Annotated in this window: 19 protein-coding genes; 9 read left to right on the plus strand and 10 right to left on the minus strand. The window is 71.5% G+C overall.

The window, feature by feature from the left end; translation table 11 throughout:
• Window positions 1–11: 11 nt before the first annotated feature.
• Entirely contained in the window at window positions 12–2,720 is a 2,709-nt protein-coding gene (gene acnA / locus ABH931_RS10805; protein WP_370112132.1) for an aconitate hydratase AcnA, read from the plus strand.
• Window positions 2,721–2,730: 10 nt separating this feature from the next.
• Here acnA and ABH931_RS10810 read toward each other — a convergent pair whose 3' ends face one another.
• Window positions 2,731–3,039, minus strand: coding sequence for a hypothetical protein (locus tag ABH931_RS10810; RefSeq protein ID WP_370112133.1), 309 nt, complete (start codon window positions 3,037–3,039; stop codon window positions 2,731–2,733).
• Between the two features lie 122 nt (window positions 3,040–3,161).
• Between ABH931_RS10810 and ABH931_RS10815 the strand changes: the two genes are divergently transcribed.
• Window positions 3,162–3,905: a Clp protease N-terminal domain-containing protein gene (locus ABH931_RS10815; RefSeq protein ID WP_370112134.1), complete on the plus strand. Its 744-nt coding sequence runs from the start codon at window positions 3,162–3,164 to the stop codon at window positions 3,903–3,905.
• A 7-nt stretch (window positions 3,906–3,912) separates the two neighbouring features.
• On the opposite strand, the gene ABH931_RS10820 is transcribed toward ABH931_RS10815, so the two are convergent.
• Window positions 3,913–4,407, minus strand: a complete 495-nt coding sequence (locus ABH931_RS10820) for a hypothetical protein (RefSeq protein WP_370112135.1) — start codon at window positions 4,405–4,407, stop codon at window positions 3,913–3,915.
• A 333-nt stretch (window positions 4,408–4,740) separates the two neighbouring features.
• On the opposite strand from ABH931_RS10820, the gene ABH931_RS10825 reads away from it, so the two are divergent.
• Window positions 4,741–5,925: an alanine--tRNA ligase-related protein gene (locus ABH931_RS10825; protein WP_370112136.1), complete on the plus strand. Its 1,185-nt coding sequence runs from the start codon at window positions 4,741–4,743 to the stop codon at window positions 5,923–5,925.
• A 70-nt stretch (window positions 5,926–5,995) separates the two neighbouring features.
• Here ABH931_RS10825 and ABH931_RS10830 read toward each other — a convergent pair whose 3' ends face one another.
• The 4 genes from ABH931_RS10830 to ABH931_RS10845 all read right to left on the minus strand — a co-directional run bounded on the left by ABH931_RS10830 (window position 5,996) and on the right by ABH931_RS10845 (window position 9,100).
• Window positions 5,996–7,006: a serine protease gene (locus ABH931_RS10830; protein ID WP_370112137.1), complete on the minus strand. Its 1,011-nt coding sequence runs from the start codon at window positions 7,004–7,006 to the stop codon at window positions 5,996–5,998.
• Between the two features lie 105 nt (window positions 7,007–7,111).
• Complete coding sequence (locus tag ABH931_RS10835; RefSeq protein WP_370112138.1) at window positions 7,112–7,684, minus strand: dihydrofolate reductase family protein; 573 nt, start codon at window positions 7,682–7,684, stop codon at window positions 7,112–7,114.
• 40 nt (window positions 7,685–7,724) lie between these two features.
• The gene (locus ABH931_RS10840; protein WP_370112139.1) at window positions 7,725–8,468 is read right to left on the minus strand and encodes an SRPBCC domain-containing protein; all 744 of its coding nucleotides are present in this window, start codon (window positions 8,466–8,468) and stop codon (window positions 7,725–7,727) included.
• Window positions 8,465–9,100: an ArsR/SmtB family transcription factor gene (locus ABH931_RS10845; protein ID WP_370112140.1), complete on the minus strand. Its 636-nt coding sequence runs from the start codon at window positions 9,098–9,100 to the stop codon at window positions 8,465–8,467. The genes ABH931_RS10840 and ABH931_RS10845 overlap by 4 nt, the downstream gene beginning before the upstream one ends.
• Window positions 9,101–9,210: 110 nt before the next feature.
• Here ABH931_RS10845 and ABH931_RS10850 point away from each other — a divergent pair, with 110 nt between their 5' ends.
• The 4 genes from ABH931_RS10850 (at window position 9,211) to ABH931_RS10865 (ending at window position 11,029) form a co-directional block, all read left to right on the plus strand.
• Window positions 9,211–9,777, plus strand: a complete 567-nt coding sequence (locus ABH931_RS10850; RefSeq protein WP_370112141.1) for a dihydrofolate reductase family protein — start codon at window positions 9,211–9,213, stop codon at window positions 9,775–9,777.
• Window positions 9,778–9,840: 63 nt separating this feature from the next.
• Window positions 9,841–10,470, plus strand: coding sequence for a DUF3887 domain-containing protein (locus ABH931_RS10855; RefSeq protein WP_370112142.1), 630 nt, complete (start codon window positions 9,841–9,843; stop codon window positions 10,468–10,470).
• An 11-nt stretch (window positions 10,471–10,481) separates the two neighbouring features.
• The gene (locus ABH931_RS10860; protein WP_370112143.1) at window positions 10,482–10,808 is read left to right on the plus strand and encodes a hypothetical protein; all 327 of its coding nucleotides are present in this window, start codon (window positions 10,482–10,484) and stop codon (window positions 10,806–10,808) included.
• Window positions 10,809–10,837: 29 nt separating this feature from the next.
• Window positions 10,838–11,029: a hypothetical protein gene (locus tag ABH931_RS10865; RefSeq protein WP_370112144.1), complete on the plus strand. Its 192-nt coding sequence runs from the start codon at window positions 10,838–10,840 to the stop codon at window positions 11,027–11,029.
• Between the two features lie 80 nt (window positions 11,030–11,109).
• Here the strand turns inward: ABH931_RS10865 and ABH931_RS10870 are convergent, their stop codons facing one another.
• Entirely contained in the window at window positions 11,110–11,658 is a 549-nt protein-coding gene (locus ABH931_RS10870; RefSeq protein WP_370112145.1) for a GNAT family N-acetyltransferase, read from the minus strand.
• A gap of 94 nt (window positions 11,659–11,752) precedes the next feature.
• Here ABH931_RS10870 and ABH931_RS10875 point away from each other — a divergent pair, with 94 nt between their 5' ends.
• Complete coding sequence (locus ABH931_RS10875) at window positions 11,753–12,124, plus strand: hypothetical protein (RefSeq protein WP_042414042.1); 372 nt, start codon at window positions 11,753–11,755, stop codon at window positions 12,122–12,124.
• Between the two features lie 17 nt (window positions 12,125–12,141).
• Here ABH931_RS10875 and ABH931_RS10880 read toward each other — a convergent pair whose 3' ends face one another.
• A complete protein-coding gene (locus ABH931_RS10880; RefSeq protein ID WP_370112146.1) occupies window positions 12,142–13,341 on the minus strand; it encodes a PLP-dependent aminotransferase family protein in 1,200 nt (399 codons plus the stop codon).
• 143 nt (window positions 13,342–13,484) lie between these two features.
• Between ABH931_RS10880 and ABH931_RS10885 the strand changes: the two genes are divergently transcribed.
• On the plus strand, window positions 13,485–14,477 hold the full coding sequence (locus tag ABH931_RS10885; protein WP_370112147.1) for an LLM class flavin-dependent oxidoreductase: 993 nt from the start codon (window positions 13,485–13,487) through the stop codon (window positions 14,475–14,477).
• A 78-nt stretch (window positions 14,478–14,555) separates the two neighbouring features.
• Here ABH931_RS10885 and ABH931_RS10890 read toward each other — a convergent pair whose 3' ends face one another.
• The gene (locus tag ABH931_RS10890; RefSeq protein WP_370112148.1) at window positions 14,556–15,023 is read right to left on the minus strand and encodes a hypothetical protein; all 468 of its coding nucleotides are present in this window, start codon (window positions 15,021–15,023) and stop codon (window positions 14,556–14,558) included.
• A 163-nt stretch (window positions 15,024–15,186) separates the two neighbouring features.
• The gene (locus ABH931_RS10895; RefSeq protein WP_370112149.1) at window positions 15,187–15,819 is read right to left on the minus strand and encodes a TetR family transcriptional regulator; all 633 of its coding nucleotides are present in this window, start codon (window positions 15,817–15,819) and stop codon (window positions 15,187–15,189) included.
• Window positions 15,820–15,891 lie beyond the last annotated feature (72 nt).

The raw sequence follows: 15,891 nt of genomic DNA on the forward strand, positions 1-15,891 counted from the left end.
AGGGAGAAGTCGTGTCCGCGAACAGCTTCGACGCCCGCAGCGCACTGCAGGTGGGCGACGAGTCGTACGAGATCTTCAAGCTCGACAAGGTCGAGGGCGCCGCCCGCCTTCCCTACAGCCTGAAGATCCTCCTGGAGAACCTGCTCCGGACCGAGGACGGCGCGAACATCACCGCCGACCACATCCGGGCGCTCGGCAACTGGGACCCGAACGCGGAGCCCTCCGAGGAGATCCAGTTCACGCCCGCCCGCGTGATCATGCAGGACTTCACCGGCGTGCCCTGTGTCGTCGACCTGGCCACCATGCGTGAGGCCGTCAAGGAGCTCGGCGGCGACCCCTCCCGGATCAACCCGCTGGCCCCGGCCGAGATGGTCATCGACCACTCGGTCATCGCCGACAAGTTCGGCACCAAGGACGCGTTCACCCAGAACGTCGAGATCGAGTACGGCCGCAACAAGGAGCGCTACCAGTTCCTGCGCTGGGGCCAGACCGCGTTCGACGAGTTCAAGGTCGTCCCCCCGGGCACCGGCATCGTGCACCAGGTGAACATCGAGTACCTGGCCCGCACCGTCATGGTCCGCAACGGCCAGGCCTACCCCGACACCTGTGTCGGCACCGACTCGCACACCACCATGGTCAACGGCCTGGGCGTGCTGGGCTGGGGCGTGGGCGGCATCGAGGCCGAGGCCGCGATGCTGGGCCAGCCGGTCTCCATGCTGATCCCGCGCGTGGTCGGCTTCAAGCTCACCGGCGCGCTGCCGGACGGCGCCACCGCCACCGACCTGGTGCTCACCATCACCGAGATGCTGCGCAAGCACGGTGTCGTCGGCAAGTTCGTCGAGTTCTACGGTGACGGCGTCGGCGCCGTGCCGCTGGCCAACCGCGCCACCCTCGGCAACATGTCGCCGGAGTTCGGCTCGACCTGCGCGATCTTCCCGATCGACGGCGAGACCATCAACTACCTGCGCCTGACCGGCCGCAGCGAGCAGCAGCTGGCGCTCGTCGAGGCCTACGCCAAGGAGCAGGGCCTGTGGCACAACCCGGCGGTCGAGCCGGTCTTCTCCGAGTACCTGGAGCTGGACCTCGCCACCGTCGTGCCGTCGATCGCCGGCCCGAAGCGCCCGCAGGACCGCGTGATCCTGGCCGAGGCCGCCACCAGGTTCCGCTCCGCCGTGCGTGACTACATCTCCACCTCGGACGAGTCGGGCGAGGAGTCCTTCCCGGCCTCCGACGCCCCGGCGTCCAGCAACGGCATCCACAACCCGTCGCCGGTCACCGCCCCCGACGGCTCGACCTACGAGATCGACAACGGCGCCGTCGTGATCGCCTCGATCACCTCCTGCACCAACACCTCCAACCCCTCGGTCATGCTGGGCGCCGCCCTGCTGGCCAAGAAGGCCGTGGAGAAGGGCCTGACCGTCAAGCCGTGGGTCAAGACCACGCTGGCGCCGGGCTCCAAGGTCGTCATGGACTACTACGAGAAGGCCGGCCTCCTCCCCTACATGGAGAAGCTGGGCTTCAACCTGGTCGGCTACGGCTGCGTGACCTGCATCGGCAACTCGGGCCCGCTGCCCGAGGAGGTCTCCAAGACCGTCAACGACCACGACCTGGCCGTCGTCTCGGTGCTCTCCGGCAACCGCAACTTCGAGGGCCGGATCAACCCCGACGTCAAGATGAACTACCTGGCCTCGCCGCCGCTGGTGGTCGCCTACGCCATCGCGGGCAATATGAACGTCGACATCACCCGCGACGCGCTGGGCGCCGACGCCGAGGGCAACCCGGTCTACCTGCACGACATCTGGCCGACCGAGCAGGAGGTCGCCGACGTCATCGCGACCTCGATCGACCAGGACATGTTCACCAAGGACTACGCGGACGTCTTCGCGGGCGACCACCGCTGGCAGTCCCTGCAGGTGCCGACCGGCAACACCTTCGAGTGGGACGCCGAGTCCACCTACGTCCGCAAGCCCCCGTACTTCGAGGGCATGGCGCACGAGCCGGCTCCGGTCACCGACATCGCCGGTGCCCGCGTCCTGGCCAAGCTGGGCGACTCGGTCACCACCGACCACATCTCCCCGGCCGGCAACATCAAGGACGGCACCCCGGCCGCCGAGTACCTCAAGGCGCACGGCGTCGAGAAGCGTGACTTCAACTCCTACGGCTCGCGCCGTGGCAACCACGAGGTCATGATCCGCGGCACCTTCGCCAACATCCGTCTGCGCAACCAGATCGCGGCCGGCACCGAGGGCGGCTACACCCGCGACTTCACCCAGGCCGACGGCCCGGTGTCGTTCATCTACGACGCCTCGCAGAACTACCAGGCCGCGGGCACCCCGCTCGTCGTCCTGGCCGGCAAGGAGTACGGCTCCGGCTCGTCCCGCGACTGGGCGGCCAAGGGCACCGCGCTGCTCGGCGTCAAGGCCGTCATCGCCGAGTCCTACGAGCGCATCCACCGCTCGAACCTGATCGGCATGGGCGTCCTGCCGCTGCAGTTCCCGGAGGGCCAGACGGCCGACTCCCTCGGCCTCACCGGCGAGGAGACCTTCTCCTTCACCGGCGTGACCGAGCTGAACGAGGGCCGCACCCCGAAGACCGTCAAGGTCACCACGGACTCCGGCGTCTCCTTCGACGCCAAGGTCCGGATCGACACCCCCGGCGAGGCGGACTACTACCGCAACGGCGGCATCCTGCAGTACGTGCTGCGCTCGCTGATCAAGTAATCCCGGCGCGCTACGGCTCCGAGCGGCCCTGCTCCCCTTCGGGGGAGTAGGGCCGCTCCGCTGTTCCCGGGCGACGGTCGAGCAGCACGTACGTGGCGGCTGTGACGACCGCGACGGCTGTGGCCAGGACGACCCGACCCCACCAGCCGGCCAGGGCGAAGCCCGCCGCGCCGACGACCAGGATCGCGGCTGCCACCCACTGCCGGGCTGTCCAGGGTTCCTCGCGCCGCCCGTAGGCACGGACGAGCTGCCCGATCCAGAACACGGCGATGACCGTAGGCGGCCAGTGCACCGCGTCCTGCGAGAGGTTCCCCAGCATGGTCGTCCCCCGTCGACTGTGCCCGTGTTCGGATTGTGCGCCGCAGGGAGCGTTGACGGTTATAACCCCGCATGTAACCCTAGAGGGGTTACAGATACTCGGCCCATCCCTCGGAGGCCTTCATGCCCAAGATCAACGTGTATCTGCCCGACGACCTCGCCGCCGCCGTCAAGGCGGCCGGAATCCCCGTCTCGGCCGTGTGCCAGAAGGCGCTGACGGATGCCGTCCAGGTGGTGACGGTCGCCCGCAAGGGCGTCGCCGCGCTGCGGGACCCGGAGTTCGACCCCGGCTCCCGGCCGGAGTTCACCGGGCGCCTGGGCGAGCGGATGACGGCCCGGCTGCGCGCCGCGCTCGAGCTCGGCCGGCAGGCCGCCGGGGACGGCCCCCTCGGCACGGCGCCGCTGCTCGTCGGCCTGCTCGACGAGGGGGAGAACCTCGCCGTCCGCCTGCTGCCGGTGCTCGGCGCCGACGCCGACGCGCTGCGCGAGGCGGCGGTGACGAGCACCGCCGAGGAGTCGCTGCCCGTCGCGGCGGGTGAGGGGGGCGGGTTCTGGTCGGGCATGACGATGGCGGCCCGCAGCGCGATCGGCGCGTCGCTGGAGGCGTCGATCGAGCTGGGGCACAACTACATCGGCTGCGAGCACCTGCTGCTCGGCCTGCTCGCCGAGCCGGAGTGCGGCGCGGGCCGCGTTCTGCTCGACGCGGGCCTGGACGCGGCGGCGGTCCGCCGCGCGATCGGCTCCGCGCTGGCCGGCTTCACGCAGGCCCGTCAGTCGGCCGCGCCCGCCGCCGGGGAGGAGGTGCTGCGTCAGGTCGCGGACCGCCTTCGGGCGATCGAACGGCGCCTGGACGCGGCGGGGTTGTGAGGGTCGTTCAGCCGTTCCAGACCTTCATCGAGTACACGTTGTCGTTCCACTGGTCCCCGACGTAGCCCTGGTCGCCGTGGTTCACGCCGCTGCCCTGGCCGGAGAAGCCGGTGCCGGTGAAGATGCTGGACGCACCGCAGTTGTTGTAGACGCGGTACGAGGAGATGCCGTTCACCTGGGAGTTGGCGTCGGTCAGGTCGCCGAAGCTGTAGCCCTGGGAGTCGCACGCGCCGCTGCGCCCGTACAGGCTGGTCTGCTGGCCCTCGAATCCCGCGTCCTGGTAGAGGGTCACCAGAAGGGTGTTGTCGGCGCGGACCGCGCGCAGCGCCGGTGCGTCGGTGCTGTCGGCGCAGGTGTGGGAGAGGACGCGGTGGTGGTCCGCGACGACGGCGCAGGCGCGGGCCGTTCCCGTGGGGTGGGTGGCCGGGGCGAAGCCGGTCGTGGTGGCGGCGGTGGTGAGGGCGAGGGCGGCGGACAGGCCGAGAAGGCGCCAGGAGGCCATGGGAGATCCCTACTGTTCGTGGTCGATCCACTGCGTAGGGTAGTGGCTCGGCCAGAGTCCGTGCATGACAACCCACTCCGGCGTGGCGGAGTAATTCGAGTGACGCCACCGCCGCGTGCCGGTTAGCCTCGGCCCATGAACGTCACCGGCCGAACCACCACCGCGACCGCGCGAGCGACAAGCTCGCCGGTTGCCGCCGCCTGACGTACCGTCACCCACCCCTCGGCGACCGGAAACGGTCCGCCGTGTGGTGCTCGGTGTCTTTCCGTGTTCCCTCGCTCCCGCAGGCCTGTTTCCGGCGCCCTCGCCACCCGCCCGCGAGGAGCCACCGTCATGAACACCCGCCTGACCACCGAAGAGATCGTCCGGACCTTCGTCGAGTACTACGAGGACCGCGGCCACCGCCGCGTCACCGGCTCGACGCTGCTCCCACCGCCCGGGGATCCGGTGCTCTTCACCACCTCGGGCATGCACCCGCTCACGCCCTACCTCGAAGGCCGCCCGCACCCGCTCGGCCGGCGACTGGTCAACGTCCAGCGCTGTCTGCGCACCACCGACCTCGACGAGGTCGGCGACACCACCCACCTCACCGTCTTCGAGATGCTCGGCAGCTGGTCACTCGGCGACTACGAGGGGCCGCAGAGCCTCGACTGGGGCTACGGCCTGCTGACGGACGGTTTCGGCATCGACCCCCGCCTGCTCCATGTCACCGTCTTCGGCGGCGACGAGCAGACCGGTCCGGACACCGACTCGCTCGACCTGTGGCAGGACCGCGGCGTCCCGGTGGAGCTCACCACCGAGGACAACTGGTGGTCGAACGGCCCGACCGGTCCCTGCGGTCCGGACTCGGAGATCTTCCTGTGGACCGGCGACGGCCCGCCGCGGTCCACGCCGACCGGTGACGACCGCTGGGTCGAGATCTGGAACCACGTGATGATGCGTCACCGCCGCCTGGACGACGGCTCACTCGTTCCGCTGCCCCAGCGGAACGTCGACACCGGGCTCGGCCTGGAACGGTTGTCCTCCCTGCTCCAGGGGCGCCGGTCGGTCTTCGAGTGCGACGTCTTCGATCCCTGGCGCCGCCTGCTGCCGCCGCTGTGGCGGTTGGACGAGCCCTCGCTGCGGCTCGTCGGGGACCATCTGCGCTCGTCCGTCGTGGTGATCGGCGACGGCGTCCGTCCCTCCAACACCGGCCAGGGCTACGTGCTGCGCCGCCTGGTGCGGCGCCTGCTCACCGTCCTGTGGCGGGACGACTCCTCCCGCACCCTCGGGGACCTGCCGGACGAGCTGGTCCGGCACACCCTGGACCGCTTCCGGCAGCGGCTCGACCCCGGCGTGGTGCGCGAGGTGCTGCTCGACGAGGAGCGGCGGTTCGTGCGCCTCCTGGAGCGCGGCCGCCAGGTCCTGTCCCGCCCCCGCTTCCGGGGTCCGGACCGGCTGAGCGAGGAGGACCTCCACTACCTCCACGACACCCACGGCCTCCCGCGCGACCTCGTCCTTGGCCTGCGGCCGCGGTGAAGACGCCAACGGGCGGCGCCCCCACCACGGGAGCGCCGCCCGGCATGCCGTCGGATCACGTCAGGTCACGTCAGGTGACCGAGCCCTGGGCCTTGAAGAGGTTGGCCACGGACGTGTCGAAGTAGGGGCTCTGGTCCCACTTCGTGCTCAGGTTGCCCGTGCTGGTGACGCCGTCCACGTAGCCGAGGCCGATGCGGGTGTTGTACGAGACCAGCCAGGGGCCACCGCTCGCGCCGTGGCCCAGGTCGCAGCGGATCTGGAGCCGGCTGGTGCCGCGCTCCGGGCTCGTGCCGCCGGCGCAGTACATCTGGACCTGTGCCTGGCCGTAGTTGTCGGGGTAGCCGAGCACGTACACGGACTGGCTGCGGGTGCGGTTCCAGGTGATGCCGTTGCCGCCTGTGACGTCCACCAGCTTCCGGCCGTTGTTCGGCCACGTCGTCACCATCGCGACGTCGCGGGCGAGGTTGCTGGAGGTGATCCACACCGCGAACGTGCGGTACGACTTCGCGGCGAAGACGCCGTACGGCGCGGTGCCGTTGTGGTAGTCCGGGACGTACACCCACTTGGTCATCCAGGTGCCGCCGCGGCCCCCGTGGACGCAGTGCCCCGCGGTGAGGACCAGTTGCCGGGAGGCGCTGTTGAGCGCGCTCGCCGAGCAGGAGTAGTCGCCCCCGGTCCTCGGGTTGTGGAAGAACACCCGGCCGGCCGCCGCGGACGCGTAGACCACGTGCGGGGCGGGCTGGGCCGCGGTGCCCGGCCCGCGCTGCGCCGGGCGCGGCGGGACGGACCCGGGTGCCCCCGCGACGGTGGACGCCGAGGCGGTCGTGGTGAGGCCCGGGGCCGCGGCGGCGCCGAGCGGAACCGCCTTCCGCATCCGCTCGGGCGTCCAGTACGCCGCGGACGCCGCGCCGGAGTCGGCGCTGTTGTCCGTCGCCGCCACACCGGCCGTCGCCATCGGCACCGCCATCGCGGTGGTGCGCAACTGCGGGCCCGGGACGGCGCCTTGGCCCTGACCCGCGGCGATCAGGGTGAGCAGGGCAGCCGCTGCGGTCGGCAGCAGGATCGTGCGTAGTGCGCGCATGCAGAATTCCCCCCGTAAGGCGGACCCTCGGATCGGCTCGGCCATCCCCCGCCGACCGGGTCCACCGCACGATCATGCCAAATCCGCCGCCGCGCCGACAGATCGTCACCTGACGATGTCGAAGACCTGCTTCTGCAGCCCGTTGGCGTACACCTCGTGCTCGACCAGCTTCAGCTTCTGGGTGTCCTTGTCCGTCGTGCTGAACAGTCGCTTGCCCGCGCCCAGGAGCAGCGGGTAGACGAGCAGGTGGTAACGGTCGATCAGGCTCGCGTCGGAGAGAGCGTGGTTCAGTGCGGCGCTGCCGTGGACGATGATCGGCCCGCCCTCGGTCTCCTTGAGGGCGGCGACCTCGCCGACGGAGCGCAGGATCGTGGTCTCGCCCCAGTTGGGGACGAGCCGGTCCTCGGTGAGAGTGGTCGAGACGACGTACTTGGGCAGCGTCCGGTAGTGGGCGAACTCCGGCATGTCCGGCCAGACGGGGGAGAAGGCCTCGTAGCTCGTCCGGCCCAGCAGCACGGCGGTCGACTCCTCCTGCTCGCGTCCCTTGATCTCGAACGCCTCGGGGAGGAACTCGACCTCCTTGAAGGTCCAGCCGGAGTTCCGGTAACCGGGCTCGCCGCCCGGGGCTTCCATGACGCCGTCGACGGAGACGAACGCGGTGCTGATGAGAGTGCGCATGAGGGACCTCGTGTGTGGGGACTCGTGTGGGGAGGGGGGTTCAGGCGAGGAGCCCGGCCAGCCACTGCTGCCAGGCGCTCTCGGCGGCGGCGCCGTCGGTGCCGGGCGCGAAGAGGTGATGGAAGCTCAGGACGACGCCCGGGCCCTGGTGGACGGTGTAGAGGCCGTCGGCGGTACGGAGCGCGAAGCGCTCGTCGTCGGCCCAGACCACGGTGCCGTCCAGCGGCGGCAGCCCCGCGGGTTCCGCGTGCGCGCTCGCGCCTACGGTCACCGGGTCGGGGAGCGACAGCGCGCGGCCGAGCGCGGCGCGGACGTCCCTCGGCGACCGCTCGCCGGTCGGCGCCGCCGCGAAGACCGGGACGGCGGTACGGCCGGGGAAGTGCGTGAGGTACTCGCGCAGCGTGTGGAGGTGGAAGGGCCAGCCCCGGCGCAGCGCGTCGTACTCGTCCTGCCAGTCGTCGCCGAGCATGCCACTGTGGACGACGCGCAGGACGGTACTGCCGCCCTCCCGGCTCTCGACGAGGTACTCGAAGGCCATGAACCGCCCGTCCTCGGCGGTGGGTGTCCGGCTGGCGAAGCGCTTGCCGGGCTCGTAGGCCGAGATGACCGCCTCCGCGCGGTGCGGGCCGGTCTCCATGGCGGCGACGCCGCCCTCGCGGGCCTCGATCTGGTTGCGTCCCATGAACCAGGAGTCGACGCCCGGTCCGGTGGCGATCGCCGCCCAGACCTGTTCCGGGCTCGCCGGCAGGGTCGTCTCCAGCTCGATCTCGAACGGGTGGGTCATTCCGGGTTCTCCTGCTCCTTCTCCTGATCCGGCTTTCGGTGGGTCGGGCGGTCCGGTCCGGGTATCTGGTGCAGGCCCACGATCACCCGGTGGGTGCGGCCTGCGGGGGCCGCCTCGTCGTGGTAGCGGCTGACCAGCGCGGCGACCGTCTCGGCCAGCTCCTGTCCGAACGCCGCCCGGTCGGCGGCGGAGGCGAACCGCACCTCCGCGTCGATCCCGAAGGTGGCGACCCGCTGCCCGGCCCGTGCGGCTCCGGTCAGCAACCGGCCGACCTCCTGCACCAGCCGCGCGCCGAGGGCGAGCAGCCATCTGGCCGAGAGCTGGTCGGGCGAACGGGAGGGATCGGGGCTCACCGCGCCCAGCACGCTCGGTGAGATCACGTAGGACGCGGCGGCGGCACGGTAGATCCGTTCCGTCACGTTGCCCTTCCGTCGCTCTTCGGCGAGCTCGACCAGCCCGTGCCGCTCCAGCTCCTTCAGGTGGTAGTTGACCTTCTGCCGGGGCAGCCCCAGCCGTCCGGCCAACATCGCGGCCGAGCCGGGCTCGGCCAGGGCGGCGAGGATCCCGGCCCGGATCGGGTCCAGGGAGGCCTCGGCCGCGGCGGGTTCTTCGATCACGGCGATGTCCAGCACCACTCCAGAGTGCGACCGACAAGAAAATTTGTCAAGGAAGCAGAACTTGTCGGTGTGGCTCTCGGTGCTCTCGGCGTACTGTCGAATCACTACTCTGGAGGAGGGCTCCGATGCGCAGCGTGACCTACTCGATGAATGTCTCCCTGGACGGCTACATCGTCGGGCCGGACGGCCGCTTCGACTGGACGGCGCCCGACGAGGAGTTGCTCCGCTTCGTCAACGACGAGTACCGGGACGTCGACGTCCAACTGCTGGGCCGGCGGCTGTACGAGACGATGCTGTACTGGGAGACGGCAGGGCGGGACCCGTCGCTCGGTGACACGATGCGCGCGTGGGCGGCGCTGTGGAACCCGCTGCCGAAGGTGGTGTTCTCCACGACGCTGTCGACGGTCCAGGGTGCGGCGGCCCGCCTGGCCTCGGGCGGCCTGGCGGAGGAGATCGCGCGCCTGCGCGCCGAGCCGGGGGAGGGTCGTATCTCCCTCGGCGGCGCGACCCTCGCCGCGGAGGCGGCGGCGCTGGACCTGATCGACGAGTACCGGGCCCGTGTCTGTCCGGTCCTGGTCGGCGGCGGCACTCCGTTCTTCCCCCGCGACGACCGCCGGGTGAACCTCGAACGCGTCGAGACCCGCGCCTTCGCCTCCGGCGTCACCTACCTCCACTACCGCGTGGTGCGCTAGCCGGTCGTCAGGCGATGTAAAGGTTTCCTTGACACGGGAACCGTGTAAAGACATCCTTGACACGTGACTGATGCGCCGATGCCCCTGGCGGCCCTGGCCGCCCACCTCACCGAGCAGGCCGCCGTGCTGGCCGGGTCGGTCGGCAGCCCAGTGGCTCAGCCGGCCTATCTCGACCTCGTCCGGCTCGCCCGGGACGTCGACGGCTTGGCCGAGCAGGTGCTGAAGCTGTGCGTGCAGCAGTGCCGGGATGCCGGACACACCTGGCAGGAGATCGGGGATCTGCTCGGGGTCACCCGTCAGGCCGCGTTCCAGCGGTTCGGCAAGCCCATTGACCCGAGAACGGGAGAGCCCATGGACAAGACCGTGCGCATGACCGACGCCGCCGTCCGTGCCACCGCGATCGCGACCGCCGTCCTCGACGGCCGCATGGACGAGGCCCGCCGGTCGTTCAACGACGAGGTGCTGGCGGCGTTCACCGACGAGGTCCGCCTGGACGGGCTGGCCACGGTCACCGGTCTGGTCGGCGCGTTCGAGGGTCTCGGCGAGGGGGAGCCGTTCGTCCGCCGCGTCGGGGACCACGCCGTCGTCGACGTCCCGCTCCGCTACGAGGCCGGGGACATGAAGGCCCGCGTCGCCTTCGACGCGGACGAGAGGGTCGCCGGCCTCTTCATCCTCACCCCCGAGACCCCCTGAGGCAGACGGACATGACCACGCACGCCTACGACGACGGCACGATCATCTGCGACGACGAGGGGATCACCGTCCGTCGCTACTACCCCTGGGGAGCCAAGCGGATCCCTTACGCCTCGATCAGGGGCGTCGAGACGCTCCCGTTGACCGGAGCGAACAAGGTGCGCCGGTGGCGCATCTGGGGCTCGGGGGACTTCGTCCACTGGTGGAACCTCGACGCCCGTCGGCCGAGGAAGGACGTGGCCCTCGTGCTCGACGTCGGCCGCCGGGTCCGCCCGACGATCACCCCGGACGACGCGACCGCCGTCGCCCGCATCATCGCCGGCAAGGGGCGAGGGTGATGGGGTCGTTCCTCGCCACGTTGGTTCCCGTGGCACTCCTTCTCGCGACGGTGTTCTGGGTCCACCAGGACGCCTCGGTCCAGGCCGCGCGGGGAACCCCGGTCTGCTTCTCGGCGGGATCGCTGGAGGTGAGCAAGCCCGCCACCTGGGCTCTTGGCTGCCTGTGCTTGTGGATCATCTTCACGCCGCTCTACCTCGTGTGCCGACGGCAGTCGGGCTGACAGGCGGCGCGTCCGCCGGACCGCTGTGTCGCGTTCGTCTCGGCCTGGCCCAGGGTGGTTCGGCAGAGCGACCGTGCGACTCAGGCCTCGGGAAGGGAAGGGTCGGGTGTCCAAGGGGTCGGTGCGGTGATGGCCCAGCGTTCGTGATCCCGCCAGCCCCCGTCGATGTAGAGGTAGGCGGGCGAGACTCCCTCGTAGTGGAAGCCCAGCCGCTGGACCAAGGCCAGGGAGGCTTTGTTCGCCGGCTGGATGTTGGCCTCGAGCCGGTGGAGGCGCAGGTCGGTGAAGGCGTGGTGCAGGGTGATGGTGAGCCCCTCGGTCAGGTAGCCCTGGCCGGCGGACGGGGCGAAGGCCGCGTAGCCGATGGACGCGCCCTGGAAGCGGCCCCGGATGATCGAGTTGATGTTGACCATGCCGGCGGCCGCGCCGGTCTCCCGGACCCGGACCAGGAACCCCAGACTGGTGCCGTCGTCGAAGCGGCGCATCCAGGCCCGGAAATCCTCCGCGGTCGCGGGCAACTGCATCCACGGCCGGTGCAGCTCCGCGCTGGCCTGCACGAGCGCGCAGAACTCGTCCTGGTGGGCGAGGGTGAGCGGGCGCAGTTCGACCCGAGACGGCATCTTCAGCATGGGCCAACGCTAGAGCCTGTGAGTGGTCGGGGTGTGGTGATCGCGAGGGACGGCGACGGAACAAGAATCGAAAATATGTTCCTATACTGGTGGCGTGAACACCTCGCCCGTCCCTCCCGGCTGGCCGGAGCGCGTCCAGCCCCCTGGTAGCCCCGGCTGGGAGGAGTCCGCCCGCCGGTGGTTGTACGACCAGGTGCCGGGCGAGTGGCGGCGGTATCACGTGCTCTACAAGCACCCGCTGATGCTCGCCCGCGACGTGCGGTATCTGACCGACGGCTCCCTCCAGGTCGCCCGCTCGGCGTACTCGCGTGCCCGGGTGGAGCTCGCCGACCACTTCGAGCCGCATGCCATCGAGGAGCGCCTGCGCGCCTACGCGGAGGAGGGCGCCCGCCTCAGCGTCCTGGCGCGCCAGGTGCAGTTGGTGGAGGACGCCCTCTCGGGGGTGCGCTGGGTGCCGAAGCTGTAGCACCGCGGGGAGTCGGCTCACTCGAACGCCCGCGCCAGGCGGCGCAGGCCCTCGGTGATCTCGTCCGGGGTGTGGGTGGTGAAGGACATCCGCAGGGTCGCCCGGTCCGGGCGGGTGGCGAAGAACGGGGCGCCGGGGACGTAGGCGACGTCGTGGGTGACGGCGCTGCGCAGCAGGGCGGTGGCGTCGTGGCCTTCCGGGAGGCGGACCCAGAGGAACATGCCGCCGTCGGGGCGGTTCCAGGTGCTGCCCGCGGGGAGTGCACCCGGGAGGCCGGCCAGCAGGGCGTCGCGGCGGGCGCGGTAGGCCGCGCGGACGGTGGCGAGGTGGGCGTCCAGGTCCGCGTCGGCGAAGTAGCGGGCGGCGGCGGCCTGGTCGACGGTCGAGGTGTGCAGGTCGGCGGCCTGCTTGGCGATCACGCAGGCGCGGCGCAGCGCGCTCGGCGCGCGGAGCCAGCCGAGCCGCAGGCCCGGGGCCATGATCTTGGAGAAGCTGCCCAGCAGCACCGTGCGGTCCTCCGCGCCCGGAAACGCGGAGATCCACGGCTGTGCCTCGCCGCTGTAGCGGAGCTCGCCGTACGGGTCGTCCTCGACGACCCACAGGCCGCGCCGCGCCGCGATCTCCGCGACGGCGGTCCGGCGCTCCGCCGGGAGCGTACGGCCGGTGGGGTTCTGGAAGGTCGGGATCAGGTAGAGCAGCTTGGGCCGCTCCGCGGCGACCAGCGCGTCGAGCGCGTCCGGCAGCACCCCGTCCGCGTCGCTCGGGACCGGGACCACCCGGGCGCCGGCCAGGCCGAAGACCTGGAGCGCGGCCAGGTAGGTCGGGTCCTCCACGAGCACCGTGTCGCCGGGCTCCAGCAGCGCGGTGGCCAGCAGCGACAGGCCCTGCTGCGAACCGCCGGTGACGAGCAGGTCGTCCGCGCCGGTCGGCAGGCCGCGGGCGGCGAGCCGGGCGGCGACGGTGGCGCGCAGGGCCGGGTCGCCCTCCGTCGTGGAGTACTGCAGCACCTGCTGCGGTGCCTCGCGCAGCACCGCGTCGTACGCGGCGCGCAGGCCCGCCGCGTCGAACAGCTCGGGGGCGGGCAGGCCGCCGGCGAAGGAGATGACCTCGGGGCGTGCGGTCAGCGCCAGGATCTCCCGGACGGGAGACGCGCCCACGTCGGCGGCGCGGGCGGCGAGAGCGGGGACGGCGGCACGGGTGGCGGTGGTCTGGGTCATGCCCAGGCAGCTTAGGCAGAACTGCTCGGACGTCCGACGGTATTTCACATCGCGGGCACCGTGCGGCTTGTCCTCTCGTGCGGGCGGTGATACCCATGCCAAGAACTGACGCTTCGTCAGTTGCAGCCCGGAGGGACGAGCCCGTGACGGTCACCACGCTCCGCTTCAACCAGGTCACCCCCGGCCTGGACCGCAAGGACGTCGCCGCCCGCTACCACGCCACCGTCGAGATGGCCGTCTTCGCCGAGGAGCGCGGTTTCGACCTCATCACCCTGGAGGAGCACCACGGCGCGGCCGACGGCTGGAGCCCGGCACCGACGCTGACCGCGGCGGCGATCGCCGGGGCCACCCGCCGCATCCCGATGATGCTGTGCGCGCTGATCACTCCGCTCTACGACCCACTCCGGCTGGCCGAGGAGCTGACGGTGCTGGACCACCTCAGCGAGGGACGCGTCACCACCGTCGCCGGGATCGGCTACCGGCCGGCCGAGTACGAGCTGCTGGGCGTGGAGTGGAAGGAGCGCGGGCGGATCCAGGACGAAGTGCTGGCCGCGCTGCTCGCGGCCTGGACGGGGGAGGAGTTCGAGTACCGCGGCCGCAGCGTGCGACTCACCCCGCCGCCGCTGACCACCCCGCACCCGCCCCTGATCGTCGGCGGCTCCTCCAAGGCCGCGGTCCGTCGCGCGGTCCGGCTGCGGCTGCCGCTCTTCACCGCCGCCTACCTGCCTGAACTCGTCGACTACTACGCCTCCCTGGCTGAGGCGGCGGACTGGCACGAGGGCTTCGTCCTGCTGCCGCCGGAGCGCACCCGCATGGTGCACTGCACCGAGGACCCGGAGCGCGCGTGGGCGACGCTGGGCGAGCACTTCCTGCACGAGGCGCGGACGTACGCCTCCTGGCAGACGGCGGACATCCGCTCGGCGGTGGCGACCAAGGCGCTGACCGTCGAGCAGCTCCGCGAGGAGGGCGTCTACTGCTGCCTCACTCCGGACGAGTGCGTGGCGGTGGCGGCGGAGGAGGGGCCGATGGGCACCCTGCTGCTCCACCCGATGTGCGGCGGCATCCCCGTGGAGACGGGCTGGGAGAGCCTCCGGCTCTTCGCGGACCGGGTGATTCCCCGCCTCGGGAACCTCTAGAACGGAAAGGGCCCCGGACCGCAGAGGACCCCCGGACCGCAGAGGACCCCTGGCCGCGGGCGGCCAGGGGCCGGGCCGCTACCGGGTGGTGGCGCAGTGGGGCAGATCCGGAAGTGCGGCGGCATCGACCGTGCGGCCGTCGGCGGCCGCCAGCTGGAAGCCCGCGCCGGAGTCGATGCCCGACGGATACGAGGCGATCACCTTGTACGCGGTCGAGGCGGCCCGCATCTCCACCAAGCGCGTGGTGTTCCCGACGCCGAGCAGCGCGAACCGGCGCCACCGGCCGGGCGAGACGGCGACGGTCCGGGTGACCGTCCCGGGAACCTTGCCGAGCGCGCCCTTCTCGATCGCCTTCCGCCACGACGCGGGCGTGGGCACGAGGCAGTAACCGGTGGCGGTCCCGCCCGTCGCAGCCGTTCCCGCGTGCGCCGCCGTGCTGGTCTCCGCCACCGCCTGCTGCTGCGTGGCGGGCAGCGCGGTGAGCCCGCAGACCCCCGCCAGCGCCGCCGCGGCCAGCGACCACCGTCGACCGACTGATCCGTTCACGTCTCCCCCTTGTGTCCCAACTCTCCTTTGGACGGCCTGGGTTCACGCGCGGATCCCGCCTCGGCCCCGGCTGGGCGCACTGACGCCGAACCGTTGTCCGGCAAGGAGACGCCGAGGAAGCGCCGGGCAAGCGCCGGGGGAGCGGGGGACGCGGGGGGAACCGCTACGCGGACAGGTAGCCCCGGAGCAGCTTCTTGCACTCCGCGATCAGGACCGGGTCGCCCTCCGGGTCCTGCCGGAAGGCGAGGCGGAGGACCGCGTCGGCGCATTCCAGGGCGACGTGCAGGGAGACGCGCGCGGCGGCGCGGTCCTCGCCGCCGATGAGGTCGCCGAGGAGGGCCCAGAGACGGTCGGCGACGGCCGCGTTGTTCTCCAGGACCGAGTCCAGCAGATGCACGCTGCGGGAGTCCTCGCGACCGACCGCGCCGAAGTCGACGACGCCGAAGCCGGGGACGGAGCGGTGCATCGCGACGTACTCCTCCACGGCCAGATCGACCATGGTGGTGATGTCGGAGGGGCGCTCGGCCTCCATCCGCCGGGTCAGGCGGTCCATGAAGTGTTCGAGGTTGCGCTCCGCGAGCGCGCCCAGCAGGCCGTCGACGCCGGTGAAGAACTGGTAGAGCGTACCGATCGGCACGCCCGCCCGGCGGGCCACCTCCTTGGTGGTCAACGCCATGTAGCCGACCTCGTCGAGCAACTGCGCGCTGACGTCGAGGATCCGGTCGAAGCGCTCCTGGCTCCGTCGCTGCACGGGCCGACGGCGGACGGTGCCCGGGGCGGGGGCGGGAACGTGCATGGGGCCACTCTGCCTGATGCCCCCCACGCTTGGCGAGCCTCTGACATGAGTAGTTCTCATGTTCATGGCATG

The sequence above is a fragment of the Streptacidiphilus sp. MAP12-33 genome, assembly GCF_041261265.1.
Taxonomy (GTDB): Bacteria; Actinomycetota; Actinomycetes; order Streptomycetales; family Streptomycetaceae; genus Streptacidiphilus.

What these genes read in the sequence shown, in the direction of transcription:
- ABH931_RS10860 (WP_370112143.1), top strand. Translation starts at nt 10,482, where the DNA reads ATGACCACGCACGCCTACGACGACGGCACGATCATCTGCGACGACGAG.
- ABH931_RS10825 (WP_370112136.1), top strand. Translation starts at nt 4,741, where the DNA reads ATGAACACCCGCCTGACCACCGAAGAGATCGTCCGGACCTTCGTCGAG.
- ABH931_RS10870 (WP_370112145.1), bottom strand. Translation starts at nt 11,658, where the DNA reads ATGCTGAAGATGCCGTCTCGGGTCGAACTGCGCCCGCTCACCCTCGCC.
- ABH931_RS10815 (WP_370112134.1), top strand. Translation starts at nt 3,162, where the DNA reads ATGCCCAAGATCAACGTGTATCTGCCCGACGACCTCGCCGCCGCCGTC.
- ABH931_RS10880 (WP_370112146.1), bottom strand. Translation starts at nt 13,341, where the DNA reads ATGACCCAGACCACCGCCACCCGTGCCGCCGTCCCCGCTCTCGCCGCC.
- ABH931_RS10895 (WP_370112149.1), bottom strand. Translation starts at nt 15,819, where the DNA reads ATGCACGTTCCCGCCCCCGCCCCGGGCACCGTCCGCCGTCGGCCCGTG.
- ABH931_RS10850 (WP_370112141.1), top strand. Translation starts at nt 9,211, where the DNA reads ATGCGCAGCGTGACCTACTCGATGAATGTCTCCCTGGACGGCTACATC.
- ABH931_RS10840 (WP_370112139.1), bottom strand. Translation starts at nt 8,468, where the DNA reads ATGACCCACCCGTTCGAGATCGAGCTGGAGACGACCCTGCCGGCGAGC.
- ABH931_RS10830 (WP_370112137.1), bottom strand. Translation starts at nt 7,006, where the DNA reads ATGCGCGCACTACGCACGATCCTGCTGCCGACCGCAGCGGCTGCCCTG.
- ABH931_RS10810 (WP_370112133.1), bottom strand. Translation starts at nt 3,039, where the DNA reads ATGCTGGGGAACCTCTCGCAGGACGCGGTGCACTGGCCGCCTACGGTC.
- ABH931_RS10835 (WP_370112138.1), bottom strand. Translation starts at nt 7,684, where the DNA reads ATGCGCACTCTCATCAGCACCGCGTTCGTCTCCGTCGACGGCGTCATG.
- ABH931_RS10820 (WP_370112135.1), bottom strand. Translation starts at nt 4,407, where the DNA reads ATGGCCTCCTGGCGCCTTCTCGGCCTGTCCGCCGCCCTCGCCCTCACC.